This is a genomic window from Hydrogenophaga intermedia (assembly GCF_000723405.1).
In the GTDB taxonomy this organism is placed as follows: Bacteria; Pseudomonadota; Gammaproteobacteria; order Burkholderiales; family Burkholderiaceae_C; genus Hydrogenophaga; species Hydrogenophaga intermedia.
Map to the genome: position 1 here is coordinate 48,317 of NZ_CCAE010000002.1, position 26,214 is coordinate 74,530.

Below are 26,214 nucleotides of genomic sequence, written 5' to 3' on the forward strand. Positions count from 1 at the left end.
GGGTGCATGGCAAACCCCCAGCCATGCGCCCTAGGGCGTTGCGTGGCGGCTTCAGCGGCCACCCGGGGCGCCTCAGCGGCGCGTGAAGCGTTCGCGCCAGACGATGCGCACGTCCAGGGCCTGGCGCACGACCAGCGAGCGCTCTTCGATGATGGTGTCGTCCAGCCGCAGGCGGCCGCGCACCTCGAAGTAGGCGCTGCGCACGCCGTGGTACTGGTCGCTCAGGGTGACGGGGCCTTCGGGCAGCAGGCGCTGGGCCTCTGCGATGGCGCGAAACGGCTTGCGCTCCCGCGCCGAGACGAGCTGGCGGGCCTGGGCCAGGTCCAGCCCGGGCAGCGACGCGGCGATGGCCTCGGCGCTGGCGGTGTTGAGGTTGAGCGTGGTGCGCTGCGGCAGCACGGTGAGGTGCGGCTCCAGTCGGGCCAGGCTCTGGGGCGACAGGCCCAGCCAGGACAGTTGCGAGAGCTTGGCTGGCAGCAGCGCTGTGCGCGAGGGCAGCGGGTCGCTGAGCGCGAGCCGGGTGCTGGCCAATAGCTCGTTCACGGCGGCGTCGAGCTCGCTGACGGGCAGGCCGAGCTGTTCGTAGAGGCGGCGCAGGATGTCAAGGTCGGGCTCGGAGATTTCGACCTGGCGCGTACCCGGGCCCTGTCCCTGGCCCGACCCTTGGCCGACCGTCTGGCGCACCGCGTTGTTGAAGTTCAGGCGCGACTGCAGGTCGGTCATTTCGCCCGAGAGGAAGGCCTCGAGCGCGCTGTCGGCGTTGTTGTCGCGGTCGGCGGCGAGGAAGCTGGACAGCCGGGCTTCTTCCAGCGGCAGCGCCCAGGGCTCACCGAGGTGGTCGGGGTTGCCATTCGTCTGGTTGCCGCGCGCGTCCTCGCGCAGGATCAGGCGGGCCCAGTCGAGCGCCCCGGCCAGGATCCAGGCGGCCTGGGCGCGCTGGCGCTCCGCGCGTTCGATTTCCAGGGCGCGCCACTGCTGCCACAGCGCGCTGGCGGCCAGCGCGGCCACCAGGGTGACGGTGAGCATGGCCAGCAGCAGGGCGGCGCCTTGCTGGCGCCTTTTGGCGTTCACGGTGCGGCCTCCAGCGTGGGTCGCACCCAGTCGCGCTGCAGCACACCCTGCAGGGCCGCGCCGGACGCAGGCAGCTCCAGCAGCACGCGCACGCCGTTGGGCAGGTTCAGGTTGGGTGCATAGCCGTCCTGGGTGGGGGGCTGTTGGGTGTCGGCGGCGGACTGCGGGTTGGTCCAGGCCTCGCCCCGGTGGTAGTAGAGCTGCCAGCCCAGGGCCGGCACCAGGGCGATGGCGCTGTCGGCCGTGGGGGCGGTGAGCGCGTTGGACGGGTTGCCGCCGTCCCCGGCCACAGCCAGGCGGCCACCGGACCATTCGGCCGCGCGCTGCCAGGCGCGCGCGAGTTCGTCGCGCTGGCGCAGCGGGCCCGACTGCCAGCGCGACCAGCGCGGGCCCTCGGGCGTGTTCAGCAGGGCCCAGGCGACGACGCGGATGCCGCGGCTATCCAGCCCGGTCTCCATCGCGTCGCGCCGCGTGAGACGCAGCAACTGGCCGTTGAAGTCGATCGGCGCGATCTCGCGCGTGTCGATCATGGCGTCGAGGTCGGCTGTCCACTGCCCCAGCGCGGCCTGCAGGCGCCGCAAGTCGTCGGCGCGCGTCTGGGTGATGGTCTGCGTGCGGCTCATGCCGTCGATCGCGCGCCAGGCCAGGATCGCGATCGTGGACAGGATGGCCAGCGCCACGAGCAGCTCGATCAGGGTGAAGCCACGTGTGCGCGTCATGGGCTTCATGTATCAGTAGCGGCCTTGAACCGTCGACAAGGTCAACAGCCGCGTCCCGGTCGCGTCGGTGCCGCGAATGACGGTGGCGTCGACGCGGCGGAAGTTGGGGTTGGGCGTGGGCAGCACCGACACACGCACGCGCAGGGCGCGGCCGGCCTGCTCGCACACGGTCTCGGTGTCGCCGGTGCCGGGCAGCTGTCGCTGCAGGCGCAGGGCGGTGAGCGCGTTCTCGGCGCACAGGGTGGCCAGCCATTGCTCGGTCTGCCGCTCGGCGGTACGCGTGAGCGCGCTGCTGGCCTGCAGGCCGGTGGTGAGGGTGAGCGCCACCACGCCCAGCGCCACCAAAACCTCGATCAGGGTGAAGCCGCGGGTGCGTTTCATGGCGTGTCCGTGGCCACGCGGAAGGGGCCCAGGCCATCGGTGGCCAGCACCAGGCGGCGATCGCCCAGGCCGAGGGCAATGCGCTGGGCGGGAATGAGCGGCTCTGGCCCCAACACCAGGGCGGTGGCGCCGGGTGGTTGCAGCACCAGCGCGGCGGTGTCGGCGTTCAGCCACTGGTGCTGGCCCTCGGACGGCGTGGGCCCGTCACCGGCGCGCGCGCGCGGCAGACCAATGAATTCGAAGCCCTGGGGCCGCACGCGCCACACCACGGGCAGGCCACTGGTGAGCGATTGCGCGCGCGCCGATTCGAGCATGGCCGACAGGCGCAGCGCCTCGCGCTCGAGCCGCGTGCCGCTGTCATCGCGCAGCGCGAAGGTGACGGCTGCGGTGGCCATGGCGATGATGGCCACGACCACCATCAGTTCGAGCAGAGTGAAGCCCCGGTGGTGGGCGCGGTGCATGGTGATGGTGGCGGGCCGTCAGCGGGCCGGCCGGTTCACTGCCAGCTGCCGACGTCGGCGTTGGCGCCTTCGCCGCCGGCTTGGCCGTCGGCGCCCAGCGAGAGCACGTCGATCTCGCCATGCACGCCGGGGTTGAGGTACTGGTACGGCCGCCCCCAGGGGTCATTGGGCAGCTTGTCGAGGTAGCGGCGCCAGTTGGGCGGGACGGTGCCCACGGTGGGTTTGTTGACCAGCGAGCCCAGGCCCTGTTCCGTGGTGGGGTAGCGCTGGTTGTCCAGGCGGTAGAGCTTGAGCGCCTGCATCAGGTTGTTTACGTCGGTGCGTGCGGCGGTCACGCGGGCGTCATCGGTGCGGTCGAGCACATTGGGCACGATGAGTGCGGCCAGCACGCCGATGATGACCAGCACCACCATGAGCTCGATGAGCGTGAAACCCCGGCGAAGCGCGCGCCGGGCGGGAGCGAAGAAGGGGGGGAGGGAGCGTGTCAATCGGGTCTCCGGCACCGGGTGGTGAAGGCCCCGCAGGGGGGTCGGTCGATCATAATGCGCGCATGAGTCGGCCATCCACTTTCGGGCACTCCGTCTTCCTCGGCGAGGGCGCTGCGGCGTCCGGCGGCGCGCCTCGGCGCGCGCCGGGTGTGCTGGCGGTGTTCCTGTGGCTGGCTGCCGGGCTCAGTGTGGGTTACTGGGTGTTGCAGACGTTGGGTCGCTCGCCACTCACGCCGGTGGCCGCGCCCGCGGTGACACCGCCCGCGCCCGACGCCGCATCCGTGGCTCGGGTGCTGGGTGCCGTGCAGGTGGCCGCCGTGGATGCGCCAGCCAGCGCGCCGCCTCCGCTGGCCTCGCGCTTCCAGTTGCTGGGTGTGGTGGCGGCCGGCGGCGCCGGCGGCGCCGCCCTGATCGCCATCGACGGCCAGCCACCCAAGCCCTACCGCGTGGGCGCGGAGCTGGACGGCGGTGTGGTGCTCGAGTCGGTGCAGCGCCGCTCGGTTCGGCTGGCGCCCTCGGGTGGCGGCGCCTCGGGCTTCGACCTCACCCTGCCCGAGCCCCCGGGCGAATCCTCCTGAGGTCGCTGGCGACGAGGCCATGGCCCAACGCGGTGCCACGACGACCGAAACGCCGACACCGGACGCGCTGCGCCCGTCGGGCAGCCTGCTGGCCAACCTGAGCGACGAGCTGCGGCGTCACCCGCCGTTCGACGAGATGGACCCCGCGCACGTGAGCGCCTTCGTGGCGGCGTCGCGTCAAGCCTATTACGCCCCCGGCGAGCCGGTGGTGGCACCCGAGGACGGCCCGGTGCGCGAGCTGTTCTTCATCCGCCGCGGCGCGGTAACCGGCAAGCGCGGGCTGTCCGAGGTCTCGGGCGGTGCCTTTCAATATGAGGCGGGCGACCTGTTCCCCATCAGCGCCGTGCTGGCGCAGCGCGCGCCGACCACGCTGTACCACGCCACTGAAGACACCTTCGTGCTGGTCATCGCCGCCGAGGACATGCGCGCCCTGGCCCAGCGCAGCCCGCCCTTCGGGGATTTCCTCAACCGGCGCATTCTGAAGTTCCTGGAGCTCTCGCGTGCTGCGCTGCAGGTGGCCTACTCCTCGCAGGCGCTGGCCGAGCAATCGCTGGAGACGCCGCTGGTCGAGCTGGTTGGCCACAAGGCGCCAGTGAGCTGCGCGCCGCACACGCCGTTGCGCGAGGTGCTCGGGCAGATGCACGAGCGGCGCATCGGCTCCATGCTGGTGGTGGATGGCGTGGGTGCGCCCATGGGCATTCTCACGCGCTCCGACGTGCTGGGCCGCGTCGCGCTGCCGCAGGTGCCGTTGGACGCGCCCGTGTCGGCCGTCATGGTGCAACCCGTGCACAGCCTGCCGCACGACGCCACCGCGCAGGATGCGGCGCTGGCCATGTCCACGCACGGCATTCGCCACGTGCCCGTCACGCGCGGTGGGCGCCTGGTGGGCATCGTGTCCGAGCGCGATCTGTTCGCGCTGCAGCGGCTGAGCCTGAAGCAGGTGAGCTCCAGCATCCGCAACGCCACCAGCGTGGACACGCTGCGGGTGGTGGCGCACGACATCCGGCGTTTCGCGCGCACCCTGCTGGGCCAGGGCGTGCAGGCACGTCAGCTCACGGCGCTGATCAGCCACCTGAACGACGCGCTCACCACGCGCCTGATCGAGCTGGTGGCCGAACGGCACGGCCTTTCCCTGGCGGGCGCGTGTTGGCTGGCGCTGGGCTCGGAGGGACGCAGCGAGCAGACCATCGCCACCGACCAGGACAACGCGCTGATTCGCCCCGAGGGCAGCGATCCGTCGCACTACCTGGCCTTCGCGCGCGAGGTGAACCAGGCGCTGGACGATTGCGGCTACCCCCTGTGCAAGGGCGGTGTGATGGCCGGCAATCCCGAACTGTGCCTGACGCTGTCGCAGTGGCGCGAGCGTTTCGCCCTCTGGATCGAACACGGCTCGCCGAAAGACCTGCTCAATGCCAGCATTTTCTTCGACTTCCGTCCGTTGGCGGGCGATGAAACCCTGGCGCAGGCGCTGCGCGAGGAGATGATGGAGCACGCCCGCACCACGCCGCGTTTCCTGAAACAGCTCGCGCTCAACGGCCTGGCGCACGAGGCGCCACTCAATTGGCTGGGCAACATCGACACGACCGCGGTAGGCGGACACGACACGCTCGACATCAAACTGCAGGGTACCGCGATCTTCGTCGACGTGGCCCGCCTGTACGCGCTGGCGCACGGTGTGTCAGCCACCAACACACGCGAGCGCTTGGAGACCGTGGGGCCGCTGCTGGGCGTGCCGGCGCATGAGGCCCAGGCCTGGATTGGCGGCTTCGACTATCTGCAACTGCTGCGGCTGCACGCGCAGCTGGACGGCACCACCGTGGGCGACAACCCGAACCGGATCGCGGTGGACACGCTCAACGACATCGACCGCCGCATCCTCAAGGAAACGCTGCGCGTGCTGCGCGCGCTGCAGCAGCGGCTCAAGCTGGACTACGACCGATGAGCGCTTGGTGGTCGGGTTGGTTCGGCCGCGCCCTTGACCCGCTCCCGGCGGCCACTGAGCGCTGGGTGGCGCTGGACGTGGAGACCAGCGGCTTGGACGTGGCGCGCGACCGCCTGTTGGCGATCGCCGCCATCGGGCTGTGCGTGGACTGGACGCGCGGTCGGCTGGACGTGCGCCTGGGCGATAGCTTCGAGGTGGTGCTGCGCCAGGACGAGGTGTCCAGTCGCGACAACATCCTGCTGCACGGCATCGGCGCGCAGAGCCAGCGCGACGGGCTCGAGCCGGTGGCGGCGCTGCGCGCCTTCGAGGCCTTCGTTGGCGCCGCGCCGCTGTTGGCGTTCCACAGCGCTTTCGACGAGGCCCTGATCGGCAGGCATGTGCGCCGGTACCTCGGTCATCGGCTGGCCAATTCCTGGGTGGACATCGAGCACCTGTGCGCCGTCACGCATCCCCAGGTGCGGGCGCGCTCGCTGGACGAGTGGATGGCGTATTTCGGTATCGTCTGCCCGCGGCGGCACCAGGCCGCGGCCGACACGCTGGCCGAATGCGAGTTGTTGCAGCGCGTTTGGCCGGCCCTGGCGGGGGAGTGCCGCAGTTGGCGCGACGTGCGGACGGTGGCTGCGCGGCGCCGCTGGCTGGCGTCCGCCTAGGCGGGTGCGTCGCTCAGGCCTCGAGCAGCGACTGCGTGGCCAGCAGCAGCGGCCAAGCCAGCAGAGCGCCCGTGCCCTGGTTGATGTGCAAGTCCAGGTCGAGCAGGGGCATGGCCTGCAGGTGAATCAGCATGAGCCGGTGCGCGGTGGCCGGCGAGCGCTGGGCGTAGACGAGGTAGTCGGCCACGGCCGGGCTCAGGCCGCGCGCCACCAGCGCCGCGGCGCCGGCCACGAAGCCGTCGACCAGCACCACCCGCCGCTCGCTGGCGGCCTGCAGCATGGCGCCGGCCATCATCGCGATCTCGAACCCGCCGAAGGCCGCGAGCGCGTGGATGGGCGAGACCGCCTGCGCGTGCCGCTGAGCGGCGGCGGTGAGCTTGTCCAGGCGCTGGAAGTGCACGGTGTCGTCAAAGGCCGAGCCGGGACCATCGTCGCGCGGCAGGGCGTCCACCATGGGCACGCCGCACAGGCGCGACAGCAGCAGCGCGGCACTGGCGGGGTTGGCCACGCCCACCTCGCCCAGCGCCAGCACCGTGCCCGGCAGGTGACGCACCACGTCCATGCCCGCGTGCAGTGCTGCCACCGTCTGCTTGAGAGACATGGCCGGCCCCAGCAGGCAGTTGCGCGTGCCGTAGGCGATCTTGCGCGGTTGCAGCGTGGCTGGCGGGCGGCCGCGTGGTGCCGGTGGCTGGGTGATCGGCGTGGCCACGCCCGCATCGACCACCGTGACGTCAAAGCCGTGCTGGCGCGCCAGTGTGCTCACCGGCGCCCGGCCGCTGAGCAACTGGTTCACCAGCTCGCAGGTGGTGGATTGCGGCAGGTCGCTCATGCCCTCCACGGCCAGGCCGTGGTCGGCGGCGAACACCACCAGTTGCGGGGAATCGAACACCAGCAGGTCGAAGGGCAGGGCGCTGCTGTGCTGGATGCGTGCGAGCTGCCCGGCCAGCCACTGCAACTGGCCCAGGGCGTTGGCGGGCTGGCCCTCGGGCTGCAGGCGGCGGTGCAGGGCGTGCTCCAGCATGGCGTCGGCTGTGCTGGCGATGGCGGGAAGCTTCAAACCCTCGACGGGCGCGAACGGGCGCGTCGCGTTGATCGGCTGGAGAGCGGGATCGCGCGCCATGGCAGGTTCAGCTGCGCAGGAACAGCCGGTAGGCCGGGTTCTGCGTTTCCTCGACGTACGGGTAGCCGAGGGTGTCGAGGAACTTGGCGAAGGCCTTGTCGTCCTTGGCCGGCACCTGCAGGCCTACAAGGATGCGGCCGTAGTCGGCGCCCTGGTTGCGGTAGTGGAACAGGCTGATATTCCAGTTGGGGCGCATGAGACTCAGGAACTTGAGCAGGGCGCCCGGCCGCTCGGGGAAGATGAAGCGCATCAGGCGCTCGTCCTGGGCATGGGCGGAGTGCCCGCCCACCAAGTGGCGCAGATGCTCCTTGGCGAGCTCGTCGTGCGTGAGGTCCAGCGTTTTGAAGCCGTGGCGCACGAGCTGCTGGGCGATCTTGGTGGACTCGCCCTTGCCCGCCGTTGTGAGGCCCACGAACACGTGCGCCTGGGCGCTGTCGTGCATGCGGTAGTTGAATTCGGTGACGTTGCGCGCCGTGCCAGGGAGCGAGCCAATGACTTCGCAGAAGCGGCGAAAGCTCCCGCGTTCCTCGGGCATGGTCACGGCGAACAGGGCCTCGCGCTCCTCGCCGACCTCGGCACGCTCGGCCACGAAGCGCAGGCGGTCGAAGTTCATGTTCGCGCCGCACAGGATGGCCGCGTAGGTCTGGCCCTTGGTCTTGTGCGTGGCCACGTACTGCTTGATCGCGGCCACCGCCATCGCACCCGAGGGCTCGACGATGCTGCGCGTGTCCACGAACACGTCCTTGATGGCGGCGCACACGGCGTCGGTGTCGACCGCAATGAACTCGTCCACCAGCTCCCGCGCGATGCGGAAGGTCTCCTCGCCCACCAGCTTGACGGCTGTGCCGTCGGCGAACAGGCCGACGTCGGGCAGCGTCACGCGCTCCTTGCCGTTGACCGAGCGCATCATGGCGTCGGAGTCGGTCATCTGCACGCCGATGACCTTGATCTCTGGCCGCACGGCCTTGATGTAGTTGGCCACGCCACTGACCAGGCCGCCGCCGCCGATGGCGACGAACACCGCGTCGAGCTGGTTGGAGCCCAGGCTTTGCAACTGACGCAGGATCTCCATCGCAATCGTGCCTTGGCCCGCGATCACGTCCGGATCGTCGAAGGGGTGGACGAAAGTGAGTCCCTGCTTTTTCTGCAGCCCCACCGCGTGGTTGTAGGCGTCGGTGTAGCTGTCGCCATGCAGCACCACCTCGCCGCCGAAGCCCCGCACCGCGTCGATCTTGAGCTGCGGCGTGGTCACCGGCATCACGATCACCGCGCGGATGCCCAGCTTGCGCGCGCTGAGCGCCACGCCCTGAGCGTGATTGCCCGCGGAGGCGCAGATGACGCCCTTGGCCAATTGCTCGGGACTCAGGTGCGCGATCTTGTTGTAGGCCCCGCGCAACTTGAAGCTGAACACGGGCTGCTGGTCTTCCCGCTTGAGCAGCACCGTGTTGTGCACGCGCTTCGAGAGCGCGCGGGCAGGCTCGAGGTTCGACTCCACCGCCACGTCATACACCCGGGCTGTCAGGATCTTCTTGAGGTAGTCGGCGGGTGTGAGGTGAGAGGCGGCAGCGTTCATCGCTTCGCATTATCGGTGGCGAAAAAAAACCCGGACCAACGAAGCTGGTCCGGGTTTGAATCCACCCGTGGAGGGTAGAGGAGACAACCGTAAATACAATGACGCAAGTATATCGCCGGATTGCTGCGTTGCAACAACCTGGCGTTCTTTGCCCTCATTTTTAGAGCAAAGCCCTTAGAAGTCATGGGCTTTGTCACGGAGAACTGTCTGATGGAATGCACCGTCACCTGGACCGGCGCCAGCGGCACCCGCTCGGCCATGGGGTTCGTCGCCGAAACCGGCAGCGGGCATGTGCTCGCCATGGACGGCGCGCCCGACGCGAACAAGCCCGAGAACGGCGGAGCCAACCTGGCGCCACGCCCCATGGAAACCGTGCTCGCCGGCACAGGGGGCTGCACGGCCTATGACGTGGTGCTGATTCTCAAGCGTGGTCGCCACGACGTGCGCGGCTGCTCGGTCAAGCTCACGAGCGAGCGTGCGCCGGTCGATCCCAAGGTGTTCACCAAGATCCACATGCACTTCACGGTCACGGGCAAGGGCATCCCCGCCAACGCGGTCGAGCGGGCGATCGCCATGAGCCACGAAAAGTACTGCTCGGCCAGCATCATGCTGGCCAAGACAGCCGAGATCACCACCAGCTTCGATCTGTTGGAGGGCTGAGGCCCTCCTCAGATCTGGTGTGCCACGGTTGTCATGACCTTGGCCGCCATCCGCATCAGCCCCTTGACCGGGGCCGGCAGTTCAACCGCGCCGGCCTGTTGGGCCAAACGCGCGTGACGGGCTTCGTCGAGCTTCATCTGCGCCACGATGGCCCGTGAGGCGTGATCCTCGGCCGGCAGCCGGTCCAGGTGGCTGGCCAGGTGGGCCTCCACCTGTCGCTCGGTTTCCACCACGAAGCCCAGGCTCGGACCCTGACCCAGGCGCCCGGCCAGCAAACCCAGCCCGAAGGCGCCCGCGTACCAGAGCGGGTTGAGCAGCGAAGGTCGGCTGCCCAACTCGTCGAGACGGGCTTTGGTCCAGGCCAGGTGATCGGTTTCCTCCCGGCCGGCCTCTTCAAGTTGGCGAGCCAGGGTCTCGTTCGGCGCCTTGCCGCGCCGCCCGGGCCAGCGGGCCGCCAGTGCCTGCGCCGTGTATAGAGCCTGGGCGCACACCTCGCCGACATGGTTCACGCGCATCAATGCACCAGAAAGATGCCGCTCCTCGGTGCTCAGTGCACCATCGTCGTGATGTTCGGGCACGGTGGGACAGGCCTGGCTGGCCCGCGGCGCGGCGAACAAGGTGCGAAGGGCCGAATCGGCCGCGCCCACGAGGGCATCACTGAATGGGTTCATGGTGTTCTCTCGATCGAAGCGTCGGCCTATCGTGCCATGCGGCGGGACTAGGGGTAACCCCTGGGAATCGTGGCAAGGCTGCAACAACAGCACCACCCTGGGGCAAGTTGCGGCCGACAAACATGGCGGTTGCAAGTCGTTTCTGATGCAATGCCCCCAGCTTCCTCAATGGAGGTCGGCTCGGGGGCACAGACTTCCGGCCTCTTAACCCAAACCTTGGAGAATTCCTCGATGAAAAAGACCCTGATCGCTCTGGCTGCCGTGGCAGCCTCCAGCGCAGCACTGGCCCAGTCGTCGGTGACCCTGTTCGGTATCATGGACGTGAACGTCCGCCACACGAAGACCGAAGCCAACGGTACGGACGTCTCGCTGACGGAAATGGCGCAAGACGGTACCGCCTCGAGCCGTCTCGGCTTCCGTGGCGTGGAAGATCTGGGTGGCGGCATGAGCGCCAGCTTCTGGCTGGAAGGCGCCCTGAACCCCGACACCGGTACCGTCGGCGGCCTGAATTTCCAGCGCCGCAGCACCGTGAGCCTGTCCGGTGGTTTCGGTGAAGTCCGCCTGGGTCGTGACTACACGCCGACCTTCTGGAACCACACGGTGTACGACCCGTTCGGCACCAACGGTCTGGGCAGCTCGATCAACATGTGGGGCACCGTGTCGGGTGGATACATCGCCACCAACGTGCGCTCGAACAACCTGATCTCCTACTTCACGCCCAACATGGGCGGCTTCCAGGCCCAGCTCACGTACGGCTTCAAGGAAGTCGACACGGGTACCAGCGCCAGCGACTACCAGGGTCTGCGCGTGGTGTATGCCGCCGGCCCGCTGTCCGTGGCCTTCGCGACCGCCTCGGAAGGCAACGTGGGTGCTGCTGATTCGAAGCGTTCCAACATCGGTGCTTCGTACGACTTCGGCTTCATCAAGCCGATGTTCAACTACACGACCGCGGAAGACGACACGACCGGCAACGAGGCCACCAACCTGATGATTGGCCTGACGGCGCCTGTTGGCCCCGGCTTGATCAAGGCTTCGTACACCCGTACCGAGGCTGAACCTGCTGGTGGTGCGGAAGTTGACGGCAATCAGATCGCTATCGGCTACGAGTACGGCCTGAGCAAGCGCACCGCTCTGTACGGCAACTTCGCCCGCATCAGCGCCGATGCCGGCCTGCTGGCTGCAACTGAGTACAAGCGCCGCGGCTTCGAAATCGGCGTGCGTCACTCCTTCTGATGCTTCGCGGGCTTGTCCCGCTGGCATCCAAGGCCAAAAGCCACCGCCTCGGCGGTGGCTTTTTTGTTGCCGAAGATGAGCACTGCTGGCGTGAAGATTGCATTGGAGGCGTGGTGGTCGGCCTGTTGCTTACTCGCAACGATGTGCGGCATATCGGTGTAAAACCCTAAGGAGTAACCCGTAAACCGGTCGAGCGCTGGATACCATCCGTTTAGTTTCAGTCGCGTGAAACGCTTCCAAACCGTTCCAAAGGAAAAGGATTCTCCCCATGAAGAAAAGTCTGATCGCTCTGGCCGTCCTGGCCTCTTGCGGTGCCGCCATGGCTCAATCGAGCGTGACGCTCTACGGCATGGCCGACGTGTGGGTCGGTCGCACGAAGGCGGATGCCTCCATTGGTGGTGTGTCGACTTCTGCCAGCACCTCCGTTCTCGAGAGTGGTGGCTTCAACACCAGCCGTCTGGGCTTCAAAGGCTCCGAAGACCTGGGTGGTGGCTTGAAAGCCAACTTCAACCTCGAAGCCGCGCTGGCCATGGACACCGGCACTAACGGTGGCTTGAGCTTCAACCGCCAGTCGTGGGTCGGTCTGTCGGGTGGTTTTGGTGAAGTGCAACTGGGCAAGCCGTGGACGCCGTACGACGATACCCGCGCGATGGCCAACGACACGTTCAACGCGAACTTCGCCGCGTCGTGGACCACGTGGCAGTTCTACGAAGACAATCCGAACAACACCATCCGCTACAACACGCCCAACTTCGGCGGATTCTCGGGCGCATTGGCATATTCGCTGGGTGAAGACCGCGCTGCTTCGCCGACCAACAGTTCCAGCAGCCTGACGTCGTTCAGCCTGAACTACGCCAACGGCCCCATCGTCGCGGGCTTTGCCCATCAGAACCAGAAGGTCGAAAGCGGAGTTGCTGGCATCCTCGCGAGTTTCGACAGCACTGGCGTGCTGACCGGTCTGGCCACCACCGGCAAGACCACCTACAACCTGCTCAATGGTTCGTACGACTTTGGTTTCCTGAAACTGGTTGGCGGCGTGAACCAAGTGAAAGTGTCTCCTGACGGTTTCGCCGATGTGAAGGCCAATGAGTGGAACCTGGGTGTGGACGTTCCCGTGGGTGCTGGTTTTGACGTCGGTGTTGGCTTGGCCCGTTCCAAGACCGAGAGCAGTGGTGTGGACCTGACCACCGCCACCGGCTTCAGCATCGGTGCGAAGTACACGCTGTCCAAGCGCACCTTCCTGTACGCGGCGTTCAACCGCACCAAGATCGAAGATGAGACGACCCCTGGCGACGAAGCCAAGAGCACCCTCTTCGGCCTGGGCATCCAGCACAACTTCTGATCTTCAGAACGAGCGCTGCTCAAAAAAAGCCGCCCGGCATGCCGGGCGGCTTTTTTCATTGTGCGTGTCGCTGGACCGCGCTTATTGCTTGGGCTTGGCTTCCGCGGGTGCGCCGGTCGGCTTGAAGGCGTCGCCGTTGACCGTCAGGCCTTCTTGCGACAGTTTCGCGGCGCGCTTGTCGCCGATGCCCGGCACGCGCTCAATGAGGTCGCCCCAGCTCTTGAATGGTGCGGCTTTGCGCTGCTCGAGGATCTTGCTCGTGGTGCTGGGGCCGATGCCTCTGACGCTGTCGAGATCGGCCTCCGAGGCCTTGTTGACGTCGACGGCGGCGAAGCCCGTGGCAGCGCAAAGGGAGAAGAGGGCGGCGATGAGGAGTTTCTTCATAACGATGAGCGTTTCAGTGTTTAAGTTGGTTGAAAGGCCTATCTTCCAGAGCGATAGGCGACTCAAATATAGCCATAAAGAATTATTTGAAATGACGGACAAATGATGTCTGGCACTGCGTCCGGAAACGACGTGCAGAGGTCATGGATGCGTCATGGTTTGTGGCGCTACTCGCGCGCCAGATACTTGGTACGGGTAAGTCCCGTCGCTGGCGCAGGAACGCTTGTTGCATAGTCGCGGCACCTTCATTTATTTCAGGTGTCAACGATGAAATCGTTCTCCGTGCCCATGCAGGCGGTCGTGCTGGGGGCAGCCTTGGCTGTCACGACCGGTGGTCTTCAAGCCAAGACCTTCAAGTGGACGAGCGCCAGTGACATCCCGACTTGGGACATTCATTCCCAGAACAATGCGCTGGCGAACGGCATTCACGCCGCGGTGTACGAGTCGCTCGTCTACTACAACAGCCGCACCTTCAAACCCGAGCCGCTGCTGGCCACGGGCTGGAATCAGGTGTCGCCCACGCAGTTGCGCCTGACACTGCGCACCGGCGTGAAATTCCATGATGGCTCGGACTTCACCGCCGACGACGCGGTGTTCTCGCTGCAGCGCGCGATGGCGCCCACCTCGAACTTCACGCCATACATCCAGGGCATCGACCGCGTCGTCAAGGTCAACAACAACACCATCGACATCTTCACCAAAGGCCCCAACCCGGTGCTGGTGAACCAGCTCACCGAGTTGCGAATGATGAGCAAGGCCTGGGCGGAGAAGAACAACTCCACCGCACCCAAAGACATCAAGACGCAGGACGAAAACTTCGCGCACCGCAATGCGATGGGTACCGGTCCCTTTGTTTTGAAGGAGTGGGCGCAGGACCAGAAGATGGTGCTCACGCGCCACCCCAACTGGTGGGGCAAGGGGAGTACCGAGACGAACGTAACCGAGGTTGTGTACACGCCCGTCAAGGCCACGGCCACACGCATGGCCGCGCTGCTGTCGGGCGAGGTCGACTTCGTGCTCGACCCGAGCCCGCAGGACTTGCCGCGCCTGCGCCAGGACGGCAACCTGAAGGTCATGGACGGTGTCGAGAACCGCACCATCTTTTTCGGCATGGACCAGCACCGCGACGAACTGGTCGGCAGCAACATCAAGGGCAAGAACCCGCTGAAGGACGTTCGCGTGCGCAAGGCGCTGTACCAGGCCATCGACATGAACGCGATCGCGCGCGTTACGCTGCGCGGCCTGGGCCAGCCCACGGGCGCCATCATCGCGCCGCAGGTGACGGGCTGGACGGAGGGCGTGCACCAGCGCTACCCGTTCGACGTGGCCGCGGCGCAGAAGCTGCTGGCCGATGCCGGCTACAAGGACGGCTTCGAGGTCGACTTCGCCTGCCCGAACAACCGCTACATCAATGACGAGGCGATCTGCCAGGCCGTGACAGCCATGTGGGCGCGTGTCGGCGTCAAGGCCAAGCTGCGCACGCTGCCGCTGTCCACCTATTTTCCGATGATTCAACGCTACGAGGCGAGCATCTACATGCTGGGCTGGGGCGTGCCCACCTTTGACGCGATGTACAGCCTGCAGTCGCTGGTGCGCAGCGTAGGGCAGGGCGGTGACGGCAACTACAACGTGGGCCGCTACAGCAACCCCAAGATGGACCAGATCATCGACCGCGCGAAGGTCGAGACCGACCTGCTGATCCGCAATCGCCTGCTGACGGAGGCGCTTGAGCTGTCGAACGCCGACGTGTCGCACCTGCCGCTGCACAACCAGATCATTCCCTGGGCGATGAAGAAGAGCATCAACGTGGTTCACCGCGCCGACAACCGCCTCGATTGGCGGCTCATCACGGTAAACTGACCCGGGTATAGACCAAAGAGGGTCGCCTCCGTCCGGGCGCGACCCTCTCTTGCTTTTTCATCGATGTTCGCTTTCATTCTCCGACGCCTCGCGCAGGCGGTGATCGTCATGGTCAGCGTGGCGCTGATCGCATTCATGCTGTTCCAGTACGTCGGGGATCCGGTGGTGTTCCTGCTGGGGCAGGACGCGACGCCGGAACAGGTGCGGGCCTTGCGCGCCGACCTGGGGCTCGACCAGCCGTTCTTCGTGCAGTTCTGGCACTTCCTCGTCAACGCCGCGCAGGGTGAGTTCGGGTTGAGCTTGCGCCAGGGTGCCAAGGTGTCGCGCCTGATCGCCGAGCGCTTCCCGGCGACGCTTGAGTTGTCCATGGTGGCTGCCGTGCTGGCGCTGCTGGTGGGCATTCCCATGGGTGTGTATGCGGCCCTCAAGCGCGGCACCTTTCTCAGCCAGGTGTTCATGACAGTCTCGCTGCTGGGTGTGTCGTTGCCCACCTTCCTCATCGGCATCCTGCTGATCCTGGTGTTCGCAGTGCACCTGGGCTGGTTCCCCAGCTTCGGCCGTGGCGACGTGGTCAACCTGGGCTGGTGGAGCACGGGCCTGCTCACCACGAGGGGGTGGATCCACATCACGCTGCCGGCGGTCACACTGGCCATCTTCCAGCTCACGCTCATCATGCGGCTGGTGCGCGCTGAGATGCTGGAGGTGCTGCGCACGGACTACATCAAGTTCGCTCGTGCGCGTGGTCTCACCAACCGCGCCGTTCACTTCGGCCACGCGCTGAAGAACACGCTGGTGCCGGTGATGACCATCACCGGCCTGCAGCTTGGTGGCCTGATCGCCTTCGCCATCATCACCGAGACGGTGTTCCAATGGCCGGGCATGGGTCTGCTGTTCATCCAGGCCGTGACCTTCGCCGACATCCCGGTGATGGCCGCCTACCTGTGTCTGATCGCGCTGATTTTCGTGGTGATCAACCTCGTCGTCGATCTGCTGTACTTTGCGGTCGATCCGCGCCTGCGCGTGGAAAAGTCCGGAGGACATTGATCATGAACCCCCACGCTCATCACTTCGTGTATTCGCTGCCCCCCGAGGGGGTGCAGGCCTCCCTTGGGGCGGCCCGGCGGGAGGCCTCATGAACAAGTCCCGCTACAAGGTGCATGGCCCGGCGTTTGCGCACATCGCGGCCTTCCACCCCGAACTCACCGCGCTGCGACGCGACCTGCACGCCCATCCCGAACTGGGCTTCGAAGAGATATACACCAGCAAGCGCGTGGCGGAGTCGCTCAAGGTGTGCGGCGTGGACGAGATCCACACCGGCATCGGAAAGACCGGCGTGGTGGCCATCATCCGCGGCCGCCAGAATGGCAGCGGCCGCATGATCGGGCTGCGCGCCGACATGGACGCGCTGCCCATGACCGAGCACAACGACTTCGCCTGGAAGTCGGCCAAGCCCGGGATGATGCACGGCTGTGGCCACGATGGGCACACCGCCATGCTGGTGGGCGCCGCGCGTTACCTGGCCGAAACGCGCCAATTCGATGGCACGGCCGTGCTCATCTTTCAGCCCGGCGAAGAAGGCTTCGCCGGCGCCAAGGCCATGATCGAAGACGGCCTGTTCGAGCGCTTTCCGGTGCAATCGGTCTTTGCGATGCACAACTGGCCGCAGATGCGCCCAGGCATGGTGGGCGTGAACCCGGGGCCGATGATGGCTTCGGCTGATCGCATCACCATCGAGATCACCGGCAAGGGCGGCCACGGCGCGCACCCTTACGCTGCGGTCGATCCGGTGCTGGTGGCGGCCCACATCATCACAGCCGTGCAGAGCATCGTCTCGCGCAACGTGCGCGCAATCGACAGCGCCGTGATCAGCCTGTGTGCCATGCAGGCCGGCGACCCGGGCGCTTTCAGCGTGATTCCCGGCACGGCGCGGCTGATCGGCACGGTGCGCACCTTCAACCCGGAGGTCCAGGCCATGGTCGAGAAGCGCCTGCACGAGGTCTGCTCCGGCGTGGCGCTGGGGTTGGGGGCCTCGGCGCACCTGAACTACGAACGCATCTACCCCGCCACCATCAATACGCGCGACGAAGCCCGCTTTGCGATGGAAGTGGCGCAAAAGCTCGTGGGCCACGAGCACGTGGACCGCAACATGGACCCGAGCATGGGCGCGGAGGATTTCTCCTTCATGCTGCAGGTCAAGCCCGGCGCCTACCTGCGCCTGGGCCAGGGTGCCGAGAACGGGCAGGGAGCCTGTTTCCTGCACAACAGCCGCTACGACTTCAACGACGAGGTGCTGCCACTGGGCGCCGCCTTGCACGCCAGCCTGATCGAGCAGGGCATGCCGCTGGGCGAGCCTCACGCGGCGCTGCGCCAGTCCACCCCTCAGTCCACCCCTTCCCCCACCCCCGCAAGGAGCGAAGCATGAACCTCAAGCAATCCTCGGCCGCCCTGCTAGTGGCCGCCGCCCTGGCCACCGGCGTCGCCAGCGCCCAGACGGTGCGCATCGGCAACCAGGGCGATGCCTTGTCGATGGACCCGCATTCGCTCAACGAGTCCCTACAGCTCACCGTGACGGGCAACGTCTACGAGCCGCTGGTGGCGCGCGACCGCAACCTCAAGCTGGTGCCCGGCCTGGCCACGAGCTGGAAGCAAACCTCGCCCACCGTCTGGCGCTTCGAGTTGCGCAAAGGCGTGGAATTCCACGACGGCACGCCCTTCACTGCCGACGATGTGCTGTTTACCTTCGCGCGCGCCGCGGGTGAAGGCTCGGACATGAAGAGCTACGTGAACGACGTCAAGGACGTGCGCAAGGTGAACTCGCACACCGTCGACGTCGAAACCAGGGGCCCGTTCCCCATCCTGCCCGACGTGCTCTCGCTGCTCTACGTGATGAGCAAGAAGTGGTGCGAGGACAACCAGGCCACGCGCCCCGTGGACCGCCGCAAGGGCATCGAGAACGCGGCCTCGTTCCGCGCCAACGGCACCGGCCCCTTCCGCCTGCGCGAGCGCCAGCCCAACGTGAAGACGACCTTCCAGCGCAACGGCAACTACTGGGGCAAGATCGAAGGCAACGTGAGCACGGTGGAGTACACGCCCATCGGCAACGATTCCACGCGCGTCGCTGCCTTGCTGTCGGGTCAGGTCGATGTGATCGAACCCGTACCGCTGCAGGACGTCGCGCGCATCAACGGCAGCGGCAAGTCCAAGGTGATGCAGGGCCCCGAATTGCGCACCATTTTCCTGGGCATGGACCAGAAGCGCGACGAACTGCTCTACTCGAACGTGAAGGGCAAGAACCCCTTCAAGGACAAGCGCGTGCGCCAGGCCTTCTACCAGGCCATCGACATCCAGGGCATCCAGCGCACTGTGATGCGCGGTGCGTCGGCGCCCACGGCGTTGATGGTCGGCCCCGGCATCAACGGCTTCGATGCCAGCCTGAACACCCGCCTGCCCTACGACCCCGAGGCCTCGAAGAAGCTGCTGGCCGAGGCCGGCTATCCGAACGGTTTCGAGGTGGCGATGAATTGCCCGAACGACCGCTACGTCAACGATGGCAACATCTGCCAAGCCGTGGCCGCCAACCTGGCGCGAGTGGGCGTGAAGATCAACCTGCAGGCCGAGACCAAGGGCACCTACTTTCCGAAGATCTTGCGCCGCGACACCAGCTTCTACATGCTGGGCTGGACGCCGGGCACCTACGATTCGCACAACGCGCTCAACGCGCTCATGCGCTGCGTGGACGATTCGGGTTCGGGCCAGTTCAACCTGGGCTCCTACTGCAACCCCAAGGTGGATGAGCTGACCAAGCAGATCCAGTCCGAGACCGACAAGAGCAAGCGCGACGCCATGATCCGCGAAGCCTTCAAGATCCATTCGGACGATGTCGGTCACCTCCCTCTGCACCAGCAGGCCCTGGCCTGGGGCGTGGCCAATAACGTGAGCCTGGCCCAACTGGCTGACAACTTCATGCCGTTCCGCTACATGTCGGTGAAATAGGGCTATCCCCCGCGCCGCCTGCGGCGTCTCCCCCCCAAGGGGCGCCAGCAGCGGCCCGGCGGAGCCGGTTCCGCGCTGGCCCTGGGTCTGCGCATCGCTTCACTCTCCAGGACGTTTTCTTGATTGCCATCCTTCGCCGCGCGCTTGACAGCGATGTCGGGTACAGCTTTCGCACCTCGCCCACGGCCATCGTGGCGGCGGTGATCGCGCTCATCTGTGTGGTCTGCGCGCTCTTCGCCAACTGGATCGCTCCCCACAACCCCTTTGATCTGGCCACGCTGGATCTGATGAACGCGCGCCTGCCGCCCGTGTGGCAGGAAGGCGGCAACCCCGAGTTCGTGCTGGGCACGGACGACCAGGGTCGCGACATCCTCTCCGCGCTGATGTACGGCGCGCGAATCTCGCTCGCGGTGGGCCTGGCCTCGGTGGTGCTGTCCGTGGTCATTGGCGTCACCTTCGGGCTGCTGGCCGGCTTTCTCGGTGGCTGGATCGACGCCTTCCTCATGCGCCTGTGCGATGTGATGTTGTCGTTCCCGCCCATCCTCATTGCGCTGCTGATTGCCGGCGTGGGCCGCGCGCTGTTTCCCAACGCGCACGAGACGCTCGCCTTCGGCGTGCTCATCATCTCCATCACCCTGGCCGGCTGGGTGCAGTACGCGCGCACCGTGCGTGGCTCCACCCTGGTTGAGCGCAGCAAGGAATACGTGCAGGCCGCTCGCGTCACCGGCGTGGCGCCGCTGCGCATCATGGGCCGCCATGTGCTGCCCAACGTCATGGGCCCGGTCCTGGTGCTGGCCACCATCCAGGTGGCCACGGCCATCATCACCGAGGCCACGCTGTCCTTCCTCGGCGTGGGCGCGCCGCCCACCTCGCCCTCGCTGGGCACGCTCATCCGCGTCGGTAACGACTACCTCTTCTCCGGCGAGTGGTGGATCACCATCTTCCCCGGCCTCATGCTCATCCTCATCGCGCTCAGCGTGAACCTGCTGGGCGACTGGCTGCGCGACGCCCTCAACCCAAGGCTGCGCTGACCATGAGCCTGTTGCAAGTCAAGAACCTCGTCGTTGAATTCCCCACGCGCCGCGGCACCCTTCGCGCGCTCGACGACATCTCATTCGACATCGCACCCGGCGAGATCCTGGGCGTGGTGGGCGAGTCCGGCGCGGGCAAATCGCTCACGGGCGCGTCCATCATCGGCCTGCTGGAGCCGCCGGGGCGCATCGCCTCGGGGCAGGTCCTGCTCGAAGGCCAGCGCGTCGACAATCTGCCGCACGAGAAAATGCGCCGTATCCGCGGCCGCAAGATCGGCGCCATCTTCCAGGACCCGCTGACCTCGCTGAACCCGCTGTACTCCGTGGGCCGCCAGCTCACCGAGACCATCACCACGCACCTGCCGGTGAACGCGGCCGAGGCGCGCGAACGCGCGATCCAGTTGCTGCGCGACACCGGCATCCCGGCGGCCGAGCAGCGCATCGACCACTACCCGCACCAGTTCAGCGGCGGCATGCGCCAGCGCGTGGTCATCGCGCTGGCCTTGGCAGCCGAGCCCCAGCTCATCGTGGCCGACGAGCCCACCACGGCACTGGACGTCTCCATCCAGGCGCAGATCATCACGCTGCTCAAGACCATCTGCAAACAGCGCGGGGCGGCCGTCATGCTCATCACGCACGACATGGGCGTGATCGCCGAGACCTGTGACCGCGTGGCCGTGATGTACGCCGGGCGCGTCGCCGAGATCGGCCCGGTGCACGAGGTGATCAATCATCCGGCCCATCCCTACACCCGTGGCCTCATGGCCTGCATCCCCGATATGACGCAAGAGCGCGAGCGCCTGCACCAGATCGATGGCGCCATGCCGCGCCTCAACGCCATTCCCAAGGGCTGTGCCTACAACCCGCGCTGCGAGCACGTGTTCGACCGCTGCCATGTCGATCGCCCCGACTTGATGGACGCCGGCGCCACGCGCGCGGCCTGCTGGCTGCAGCAAGGAGCGGCGGCATGAGCGAGACCATCGCCGACGCCACCCCCCTGGTGCGCGCCACCGACCTGGCCAAGACCTTCGACGTCTCGCCGCCCTGGCTCAACCGCGTGCTCGAACGCAAGCCGCGTCAGTTGCTGCGCGCCGTGGACGGCGTGAGCTTCGACATCCCGCGCGGGCAGACGCTGGCGCTGGTGGGTGAATCGGGCTGTGGCAAGAGCACCGTGGCCCGCCTCCTGGTGGGCCTGTACGAGCCCACGCGTGGCGGCTTCCAGTTCGACCAGCAGGACGCGCACGCGGCCTTCAAGACGCCGGCGGGGCGGGTGCTGCGTCGGCGCATCCAGATGATTTTCCAGGACCCCTACGCCAGCCTGAACCCGCGCTGGCGCGTGGAGGACATCATCGCCGAGCCGCTGCGCGAGCACGAGATCGAAACCGATCCCCTGAAGTTGCGCGAGCGCGTGGAAGACCTCCTGCGCTCGGTGGGCCTGAGCCCGCACGACAGCCTGAAGTACCCGCACCAGTTCAGCGGGGGCCAACGCCAGCGCATCTCCATCGCGCGCGCCCTGGCCACGCAGCCGGACTTCCTGGTCTGCGACGAGCCCACCAGCGCGCTGGACGTGTCGGTGCAGGCGCAGGTGCTCAACATCATGAAGGACCTGCAGCGCGAGCGCGGCCTGACCTACCTGTTCATCAGCCACAACCTGGCCGTGGTGCGCCACGTGAGCGACCAGGTGGGCGTGATGTACCTGGGCCGCCTGGTGGAGCTGGCGCCCAAGCACACGCTGTTCGACAGCCCGCGTCACCCCTACACGCGCATGCTGCTGGACGCGATTCCGAAGATGCACGACACCGGCAAGGCGCGCACGCCGGTGCAGGGCGAAGTGCCCAACCCCTTGAACCCGCCGAGTGGCTGCGCCTTCAACCCGCGATGCCCGCACGCCAACGACCGTTGCCGCAACGAGCGCCCGGCCTTGCTGGACCTGGGCGGCATCCGCATCGCCTGCCACGCGGTGGAGGAAGGGCGGATCTGAGCTTCAGGCGTAGCGCTTGTTCCGCAGGTTGTTCTTCATCTCGCGCAACAGCGGCTGCAGCTTGGCGCCACCGATGCGCAGCGCCAGGCAGGTGGCCATGATGTCGATCACCATCAGGTGCATCAGGCGCGAGGTCATGGGGCTGTAGCGGTCGTAGCCTTCGGGGTGGTCGGCAGACAGGTGGATGTGCCCCGCCTGCGCCAGCGGTGAGCCGCTGGTGGTGACGGTGATCACCGTCGCGCCGTGGCGACGCGCGATGTCGGCGGCGTCCATGAGGTCGCGCGTGCGGCCGGAGTTCGACACGATCACCAGGCAGTCGCCCGGGCTCAGCAGCGACGCGCCCATTACCTGCATGTGACCGTCGCTGTAGGCCACGGCGTTGATGCCCAGTCGGAAGAACTTGTGCTGCGCGTCCTGCGCCACGATGCCGGAGTTGCCGGCGCCATAGAACTCGATGCGGCCCTTGCCCTTCCACGTCGCCATGAGCGCGTCCACCGCGCGCTCGATCGCGTGGTGGGAGGCGTCGTTGCGGTACTTGAGGAAGGCGGCCACGGTGTTGTCGATCAGCTTGACCATCACGTCGCTGGTCTTGTCGTCGGCGTCCACGCTGCGGTGGATGAAGGGCACTCCCTCGCTCACCGTGCCCGCCAGCTTGAGCTTGAAGTCCGACAGCCCGTCGTAGCCCATGCTGCGGCAAAAGCGCACCACCGTGGGCTTGCTCACGTGAGCGCGCTCGGCGAGCTCGCTCACCGGCAGGCCCGCGAAGCTGCGCGGATCCTGCAGCACGAGCTTGGCCACGCGCTGTTCGGCCGGGGCGAGCGAGGGCAGCGAGGCCTTGATGCGGTCGAGCATGGCGTGTTACCCAGTGGTCCGAAGGACTGAAATTTTATTGCCACCGGAGGCGATAATCCGGCCATGAACCAGCTCGACGCCCTCAAACAGTTCACCACCGTGGTCGCCGACACCGGCGACTTCAAGCAACTGGCGGCCTACGCCCCCCAGGATGCCACCACCAATCCCTCGCTCATCCTGAAAGCGGTGCAGAAGCCCGAGTACGCGCCGCTGCTGGCCGAGGCCATCGCGCAGCATGGGGTGGCCGACAAGGTGGAGCTGATGAACCGACTGCTGGTGCGCTTCGGGGTCGAGATCCTGCAACTCATCCCCGGGCGCGTGTCCACCGAGGTCGATGCGCGCCTGAGCTTCGACACAGAGGCCACGCTGGCGCGCGCGCGCCGGCTGATCGCGCTGTACCGGGCCGAGGGCGTGGACAGCGACCGAGTCCTGATCAAGATCGCGGCCACGTGGGAGGGCATCCGCGCGGCCGAGCAACTGGAGCGCGAGGGCGTCCACTGCAACCTCACCCTGCTGTTCTCCTTTCCCCAGGCCGTGGCCTGCGGCCAGGCCGGCGTGCGCCTCATCTCCCCCTTCGTGGGCCGCATCTACGACTGGTACAAGAAGCAGGCCGGCGCTCAATGGGACGAGACCGCCAACGCCGAGGCCAATGATCCTGGCGTGCGTTCCGTGCGGCGGATCTTCGAGTTCTACAAGCGCCATGGCATCGCCACCGAGGTGATGGGTGCGAGCTTCCGCAACGTGGGCCAGATCACCGCGCTCGCGGGCTGCGACCTGCTCACCATCAGTCCCGAGCTGCTGGCCCAATTGGCGGCGAGCGAGGCGCCGCTGTCGCGTGCGCTTGATGCCCAGGCCGCCAAAGGCCTGGACATTGCGCCGGTGCGGTACGACGAGGCGGGGTTCCGCTACGCGCTGAACGAGGACGCCATGGCCACCGAGAAGCTCGCCGAAGGCATCCGTGCCTTTGCGGCCGACACGGTCAAGCTTGAAGCGCTGATGGTTTGAAGCCTGCGGGCGGCGAACGCCATAAATTAAAAAGCCCCGCGATTGCTCGCGGGGCTTTTTTGTTGGCGCGCGGGAAGCGCCGGAGCGCTTCCACAGGCCAAGGGTTTTACATACCCATTCCGCCCATGCCACCCATGTCACCCATGCCGCCACCCGGCATGGCCGGTGCGTCGTCCTTCGGGGACTCGGCGACCATGGCTTCGGTCGTCAGCATCAGGCTGGACACCGAGGCAGCGTTCTGCAGCGCGGTGCGGGTCACCTTGGTGGGGTCCAGGATGCCCATCTCGATCATGTCGCCGTAGGTGTCGTTGGCGGCGTTGAAGCCGTAGTTGCCCTTGCCAGCCAGGATGGCGTTGACCACCACGCTCGGTTCGCCACCGGCGTTGGCCACGATCTCGCGCAGGGGCGCTTCGATCGCTTTCAGCACCAGCTTGATGCCGGCGTCCTGGTCGGGGTTGTCGCCCTTGATGGCGCCAGCGGCCTGGCGGGCGCGCAGGAGGGCCACGCCACCACCGGCCACGATGCCTTCTTCCACCGCAGCGCGCGTGGCGTGCAGGGCGTCTTCCACGCGGGCCTTTTTCTCTTTCATCTCGACCTCGGTGGCGGCGCCAACCTTGATCACGGCCACGCCACCGGCCAGCTTGGCCACGCGCTCTTGCAGCTTCTCGCGGTCGTAGTCGCTGGTCGCTTCCTCGATCTGCACGCGCACTTGCTTCACGCGGGCCTCGATGTCGGCGGCGGCGCCGGCACCGTCGATGATGGTGGTGTTTTCCTTGCCCACTTCGATGCGCTTGGCCTGGCCCAGGTCGGCCAGGGTGACCTTCTCGAGCGTCAGACCCACTTCTTCAGCGATGACCTTGCCGCCGGTGAGGATGGCGATGTCTTCCAGCATGGCCTTGCGGCGGTCACCGAAGCCAGGCGCCTTGACGGCCACGACCTTGAGGATGCCGCGGATGGTGTTGACCACCAGGGTGGCCAGGGCTTCGCCCTCGACTTCTTCGGCAATGATCAGCAGCGGACGGCCGGCCTTGGCGACTTGCTCCAGCGTGGGCAGCAGGTCACGGATGTTGCTGATCTTCTTGTCGAACAGCAGCACGAAGGGGTTGTCCAGCAGGGCGGACTGCTTCTCGGGGTTGTTGATGAAGTAGGGCGAGAGGTAGCCGCGGTCGAACTGCATGCCCTCGACGACGTCGAGTTCGTTCTGCAGGCTCTTGCCGTCTTCAACGGTGATCACGCCTTCCTTGCCGACCTTGTCCATGGCGTCGGCGATGATCTTGCCGATCGACTCGTCGGAGTTGGCGGAGATAGAGCCGACCTGGGCGATTTCCTTGCTCGTGGTGGTGGCCTTGGAGGCCTTCTTGAGCTCGGCGATCAGGGCCTCGACGGCCTTGTCGATACCGCGCTTGAGGTCCATGGGGTTCATGCCGGCGGCCACGTACTTCATGCCTTCGCGCACGATGGCCTGGGCCAGCACGGTGGCGGTGGTGGTGCCGTCACCGGCGTTGTCGCTGGTCTTGGAAGCGACTTCCTTGACCATCTGCGCGCCCATGTTCTGGAGCTTGTCCTTGAGTTCGATCTCTTTCGCGACCGATACACCGTCCTTGGTGACGGTGGGTGCGCCGAACGAGCGCTCGAGCACCACGTTGCGGCCCTTGGGGCCCAGGGTCACTTTCACTGCGTTGGCCAGGATGTTCACACCTTCGACCATGCGGGCGCGCGCTTCGCCGCCGAAAACCACGTCTTTAGCTGCCATGTTTGGCTCCTTCAATACGAATCAGGGGGGATTTACTTCACGACGACCGCGAACAGGTCGTCTTCCTTCATGACGAGCAACTCGTCGCCATCGACCTTGACGGTCTGGCCGCTGTACTTGCCGAACAGGACGCGGTCGCCGACCTTGACGGTCAGTGCCTTGATCTCGCCCTTGTCGTTGGTCTTGCCCGGGCCCACGGCCAGGACTTCGCCCTGGTCGGGTTTCTCGGCAGCGGCATCGGGGATGACGATGCCCGAGGCGGTTTTGGTTTCGCTGTCCACGCGCTTGACGATCACGCGGTCGCCGAGAGGCTGAAGTTTCATTGCATCTCCTGAATGGAAAAGGGGCTAGGAAAAGGGGGGCCACGGCACTGAGCCGGGGCACGGGCGCGGATGTTAGCACTCAGCGCCAGCGAGTGCTAATGGTGGAGGCCGGGTCCGGGGTTTTCAAGGCGGCGCCACATGGA

Annotated in this window: 27 protein-coding genes; 14 read left to right on the forward strand and 13 right to left on the reverse strand. The window is 66.7% G+C overall.

What is annotated here, in order from left to right; genetic code table 11:
• Positions 1–72 precede the first annotated feature (72 nt).
• From gspK to gspG, 5 genes are read right to left on the reverse strand one after another with little or no spacing between them, the layout of a single operon-like run.
• Positions 73–1,071, reverse strand: a complete 999-nt coding sequence (gene gspK, locus BN948_RS01665; protein WP_009520016.1) for a type II secretion system minor pseudopilin GspK — start codon at positions 1,069–1,071, stop codon at positions 73–75.
• Entirely contained in the window at positions 1,068–1,790 is a 723-nt protein-coding gene (locus BN948_RS27125) for a PulJ/GspJ family protein (RefSeq protein ID WP_158515823.1), read from the reverse strand. The genes gspK and BN948_RS27125 overlap by 4 nt, the downstream gene beginning before the upstream one ends.
• Before the next feature lie 12 nt (positions 1,791–1,802).
• Positions 1,803–2,171, reverse strand: coding sequence for a type II secretion system minor pseudopilin GspI (gene gspI / locus BN948_RS01675; protein ID WP_009520014.1), 369 nt, complete (start codon positions 2,169–2,171; stop codon positions 1,803–1,805).
• Positions 2,168–2,632 carry a prepilin-type N-terminal cleavage/methylation domain-containing protein gene (locus BN948_RS01680; RefSeq protein WP_009520013.1) on the reverse strand — a complete coding sequence of 155 codons (465 nt, stop codon included), beginning with the start codon at positions 2,630–2,632 and terminating at the stop codon, positions 2,168–2,170. The genes gspI and BN948_RS01680 overlap by 4 nt, the downstream gene beginning before the upstream one ends.
• Before the next feature lie 35 nt (positions 2,633–2,667).
• Positions 2,668–3,120, reverse strand: a complete 453-nt coding sequence (gspG, locus tag BN948_RS01685) for a type II secretion system major pseudopilin GspG (protein ID WP_009520012.1) — start codon at positions 3,118–3,120, stop codon at positions 2,668–2,670.
• 62 nt (positions 3,121–3,182) lie between these two features.
• Here gspG and BN948_RS01690 point away from each other — a divergent pair, with 62 nt between their 5' ends.
• From BN948_RS01690 to BN948_RS01700, 3 genes are read left to right on the forward strand one after another with little or no spacing between them, the layout of a single operon-like run.
• Positions 3,183–3,698 carry a type II secretion system protein N gene (locus BN948_RS01690; RefSeq protein ID WP_009520011.1) on the forward strand — a complete coding sequence of 172 codons (516 nt, stop codon included), beginning with the start codon at positions 3,183–3,185 and terminating at the stop codon, positions 3,696–3,698.
• 19 nt (positions 3,699–3,717) lie between these two features.
• Complete coding sequence (locus BN948_RS01695; protein ID WP_009520010.1) at positions 3,718–5,640, forward strand: DUF294 nucleotidyltransferase-like domain-containing protein; 1,923 nt, start codon at positions 3,718–3,720, stop codon at positions 5,638–5,640.
• On the forward strand, positions 5,637–6,290 hold the full coding sequence (locus BN948_RS01700) for a 3'-5' exonuclease (protein ID WP_009520009.1): 654 nt from the start codon (positions 5,637–5,639) through the stop codon (positions 6,288–6,290). Before BN948_RS01695 ends, BN948_RS01700 begins: the two co-directional genes overlap by 4 nt.
• 13 nt (positions 6,291–6,303) lie before the next feature.
• On the opposite strand, the gene BN948_RS01705 is transcribed toward BN948_RS01700, so the two are convergent.
• Both BN948_RS01705 and ilvA read right to left on the reverse strand, forming a co-directional pair.
• A complete protein-coding gene (locus tag BN948_RS01705) occupies positions 6,304–7,410 on the reverse strand; it encodes a nicotinate-nucleotide--dimethylbenzimidazole phosphoribosyltransferase (RefSeq protein WP_009520008.1) in 1,107 nt (368 codons plus the stop codon).
• Between the two features lie 7 nt (positions 7,411–7,417).
• A complete protein-coding gene (gene ilvA, locus BN948_RS01710) occupies positions 7,418–8,983 on the reverse strand; it encodes a threonine ammonia-lyase, biosynthetic (RefSeq protein WP_009520007.1) in 1,566 nt (521 codons plus the stop codon).
• A gap of 210 nt (positions 8,984–9,193) precedes the next feature.
• Here ilvA and BN948_RS01715 point away from each other — a divergent pair, with 210 nt between their 5' ends.
• Positions 9,194–9,643, forward strand: coding sequence for an OsmC family protein (locus BN948_RS01715; protein ID WP_035620156.1), 450 nt, complete (start codon positions 9,194–9,196; stop codon positions 9,641–9,643).
• Positions 9,644–9,651: 8 nt separating this feature from the next.
• On the opposite strand, the gene coq7 is transcribed toward BN948_RS01715, so the two are convergent.
• Positions 9,652–10,314, reverse strand: coding sequence for a 2-polyprenyl-3-methyl-6-methoxy-1,4-benzoquinone monooxygenase (gene coq7, locus BN948_RS01720; protein WP_009520005.1), 663 nt, complete (start codon positions 10,312–10,314; stop codon positions 9,652–9,654).
• Between the two features lie 231 nt (positions 10,315–10,545).
• Here coq7 and BN948_RS01725 point away from each other — a divergent pair, with 231 nt between their 5' ends.
• Positions 10,546–11,547, forward strand: a complete 1,002-nt coding sequence (locus tag BN948_RS01725) for a porin (protein ID WP_009520004.1) — start codon at positions 10,546–10,548, stop codon at positions 11,545–11,547.
• Here BN948_RS01725 and BN948_RS26495 read toward each other — a convergent pair.
• The gene (locus BN948_RS26495) at positions 11,535–11,699 is read right to left on the reverse strand and encodes a hypothetical protein (RefSeq protein ID WP_156037819.1); all 165 of its coding nucleotides are present in this window, start codon (positions 11,697–11,699) and stop codon (positions 11,535–11,537) included. The genes BN948_RS01725 and BN948_RS26495 overlap by 13 nt on opposite strands.
• A gap of 116 nt (positions 11,700–11,815) precedes the next feature.
• Between BN948_RS26495 and BN948_RS01730 the strand changes: the two genes are divergently transcribed.
• The gene (locus tag BN948_RS01730) at positions 11,816–12,889 is read left to right on the forward strand and encodes a porin (RefSeq protein WP_009520003.1); all 1,074 of its coding nucleotides are present in this window, start codon (positions 11,816–11,818) and stop codon (positions 12,887–12,889) included.
• 81 nt (positions 12,890–12,970) lie between these two features.
• Here BN948_RS01730 and BN948_RS01735 read toward each other — a convergent pair whose 3' ends face one another.
• Positions 12,971–13,273, reverse strand: a complete 303-nt coding sequence (locus BN948_RS01735) for a ComEA family DNA-binding protein (protein ID WP_009520002.1) — start codon at positions 13,271–13,273, stop codon at positions 12,971–12,973.
• 267 nt (positions 13,274–13,540) lie between these two features.
• Between BN948_RS01735 and BN948_RS01740 the strand changes: the two genes are divergently transcribed.
• The 7 genes from BN948_RS01740 (at position 13,541) to BN948_RS01770 (ending at position 22,138) form a co-directional block, all read left to right on the forward strand.
• Positions 13,541–15,133, forward strand: a complete 1,593-nt coding sequence (locus BN948_RS01740; protein WP_009520001.1) for an ABC transporter substrate-binding protein — start codon at positions 13,541–13,543, stop codon at positions 15,131–15,133.
• Positions 15,134–15,196: 63 nt separating this feature from the next.
• A complete protein-coding gene (locus BN948_RS01745) occupies positions 15,197–16,177 on the forward strand; it encodes an ABC transporter permease (RefSeq protein ID WP_009520000.1) in 981 nt (326 codons plus the stop codon).
• Positions 16,178–16,265: 88 nt separating this feature from the next.
• A complete protein-coding gene (locus BN948_RS01750; RefSeq protein ID WP_009519998.1) occupies positions 16,266–17,555 on the forward strand; it encodes a M20 aminoacylase family protein in 1,290 nt (429 codons plus the stop codon).
• Positions 17,552–19,126, forward strand: coding sequence for an ABC transporter substrate-binding protein (locus BN948_RS01755; protein ID WP_009519997.1), 1,575 nt, complete (start codon positions 17,552–17,554; stop codon positions 19,124–19,126). The genes BN948_RS01750 and BN948_RS01755 overlap by 4 nt, the downstream gene beginning before the upstream one ends.
• Before the next feature lie 119 nt (positions 19,127–19,245).
• Positions 19,246–20,157: an ABC transporter permease gene (locus BN948_RS01760; protein WP_035620160.1), complete on the forward strand. Its 912-nt coding sequence runs from the start codon at positions 19,246–19,248 to the stop codon at positions 20,155–20,157.
• A 2-nt stretch (positions 20,158–20,159) separates the two neighbouring features.
• Positions 20,160–21,128: an ABC transporter ATP-binding protein gene (locus tag BN948_RS01765; protein WP_009516366.1), complete on the forward strand. Its 969-nt coding sequence runs from the start codon at positions 20,160–20,162 to the stop codon at positions 21,126–21,128.
• Positions 21,125–22,138, forward strand: coding sequence for an ABC transporter ATP-binding protein (locus BN948_RS01770; protein ID WP_009516365.1), 1,014 nt, complete (start codon positions 21,125–21,127; stop codon positions 22,136–22,138). The genes BN948_RS01765 and BN948_RS01770 overlap by 4 nt, the downstream gene beginning before the upstream one ends.
• Before the next feature lie 3 nt (positions 22,139–22,141).
• Here BN948_RS01770 and BN948_RS01775 read toward each other — a convergent pair whose 3' ends face one another.
• Complete coding sequence (locus BN948_RS01775; RefSeq protein WP_009516433.1) at positions 22,142–22,990, reverse strand: MurR/RpiR family transcriptional regulator; 849 nt, start codon at positions 22,988–22,990, stop codon at positions 22,142–22,144.
• 63 nt (positions 22,991–23,053) lie between these two features.
• On the opposite strand from BN948_RS01775, the gene tal reads away from it, so the two are divergent.
• On the forward strand, positions 23,054–23,995 hold the full coding sequence (tal, locus tag BN948_RS01780; RefSeq protein ID WP_009516434.1) for a transaldolase: 942 nt from the start codon (positions 23,054–23,056) through the stop codon (positions 23,993–23,995).
• A 106-nt stretch (positions 23,996–24,101) separates the two neighbouring features.
• Here the strand turns inward: tal and groL are convergent, their stop codons facing one another.
• Together groL and groES are read right to left on the reverse strand one after the other, a co-directional pair.
• Positions 24,102–25,748, reverse strand: coding sequence for a chaperonin GroEL (gene groL / locus BN948_RS01785; protein WP_009516435.1), 1,647 nt, complete (start codon positions 25,746–25,748; stop codon positions 24,102–24,104).
• 32 nt (positions 25,749–25,780) lie between these two features.
• Positions 25,781–26,071 (reverse strand): co-chaperone GroES, encoded by a 291-nt coding sequence (gene groES / locus BN948_RS01790; protein ID WP_009516436.1) that lies wholly within the window; start codon positions 26,069–26,071, stop codon positions 25,781–25,783.
• Positions 26,072–26,214: the final 143 nt, after the last annotated feature.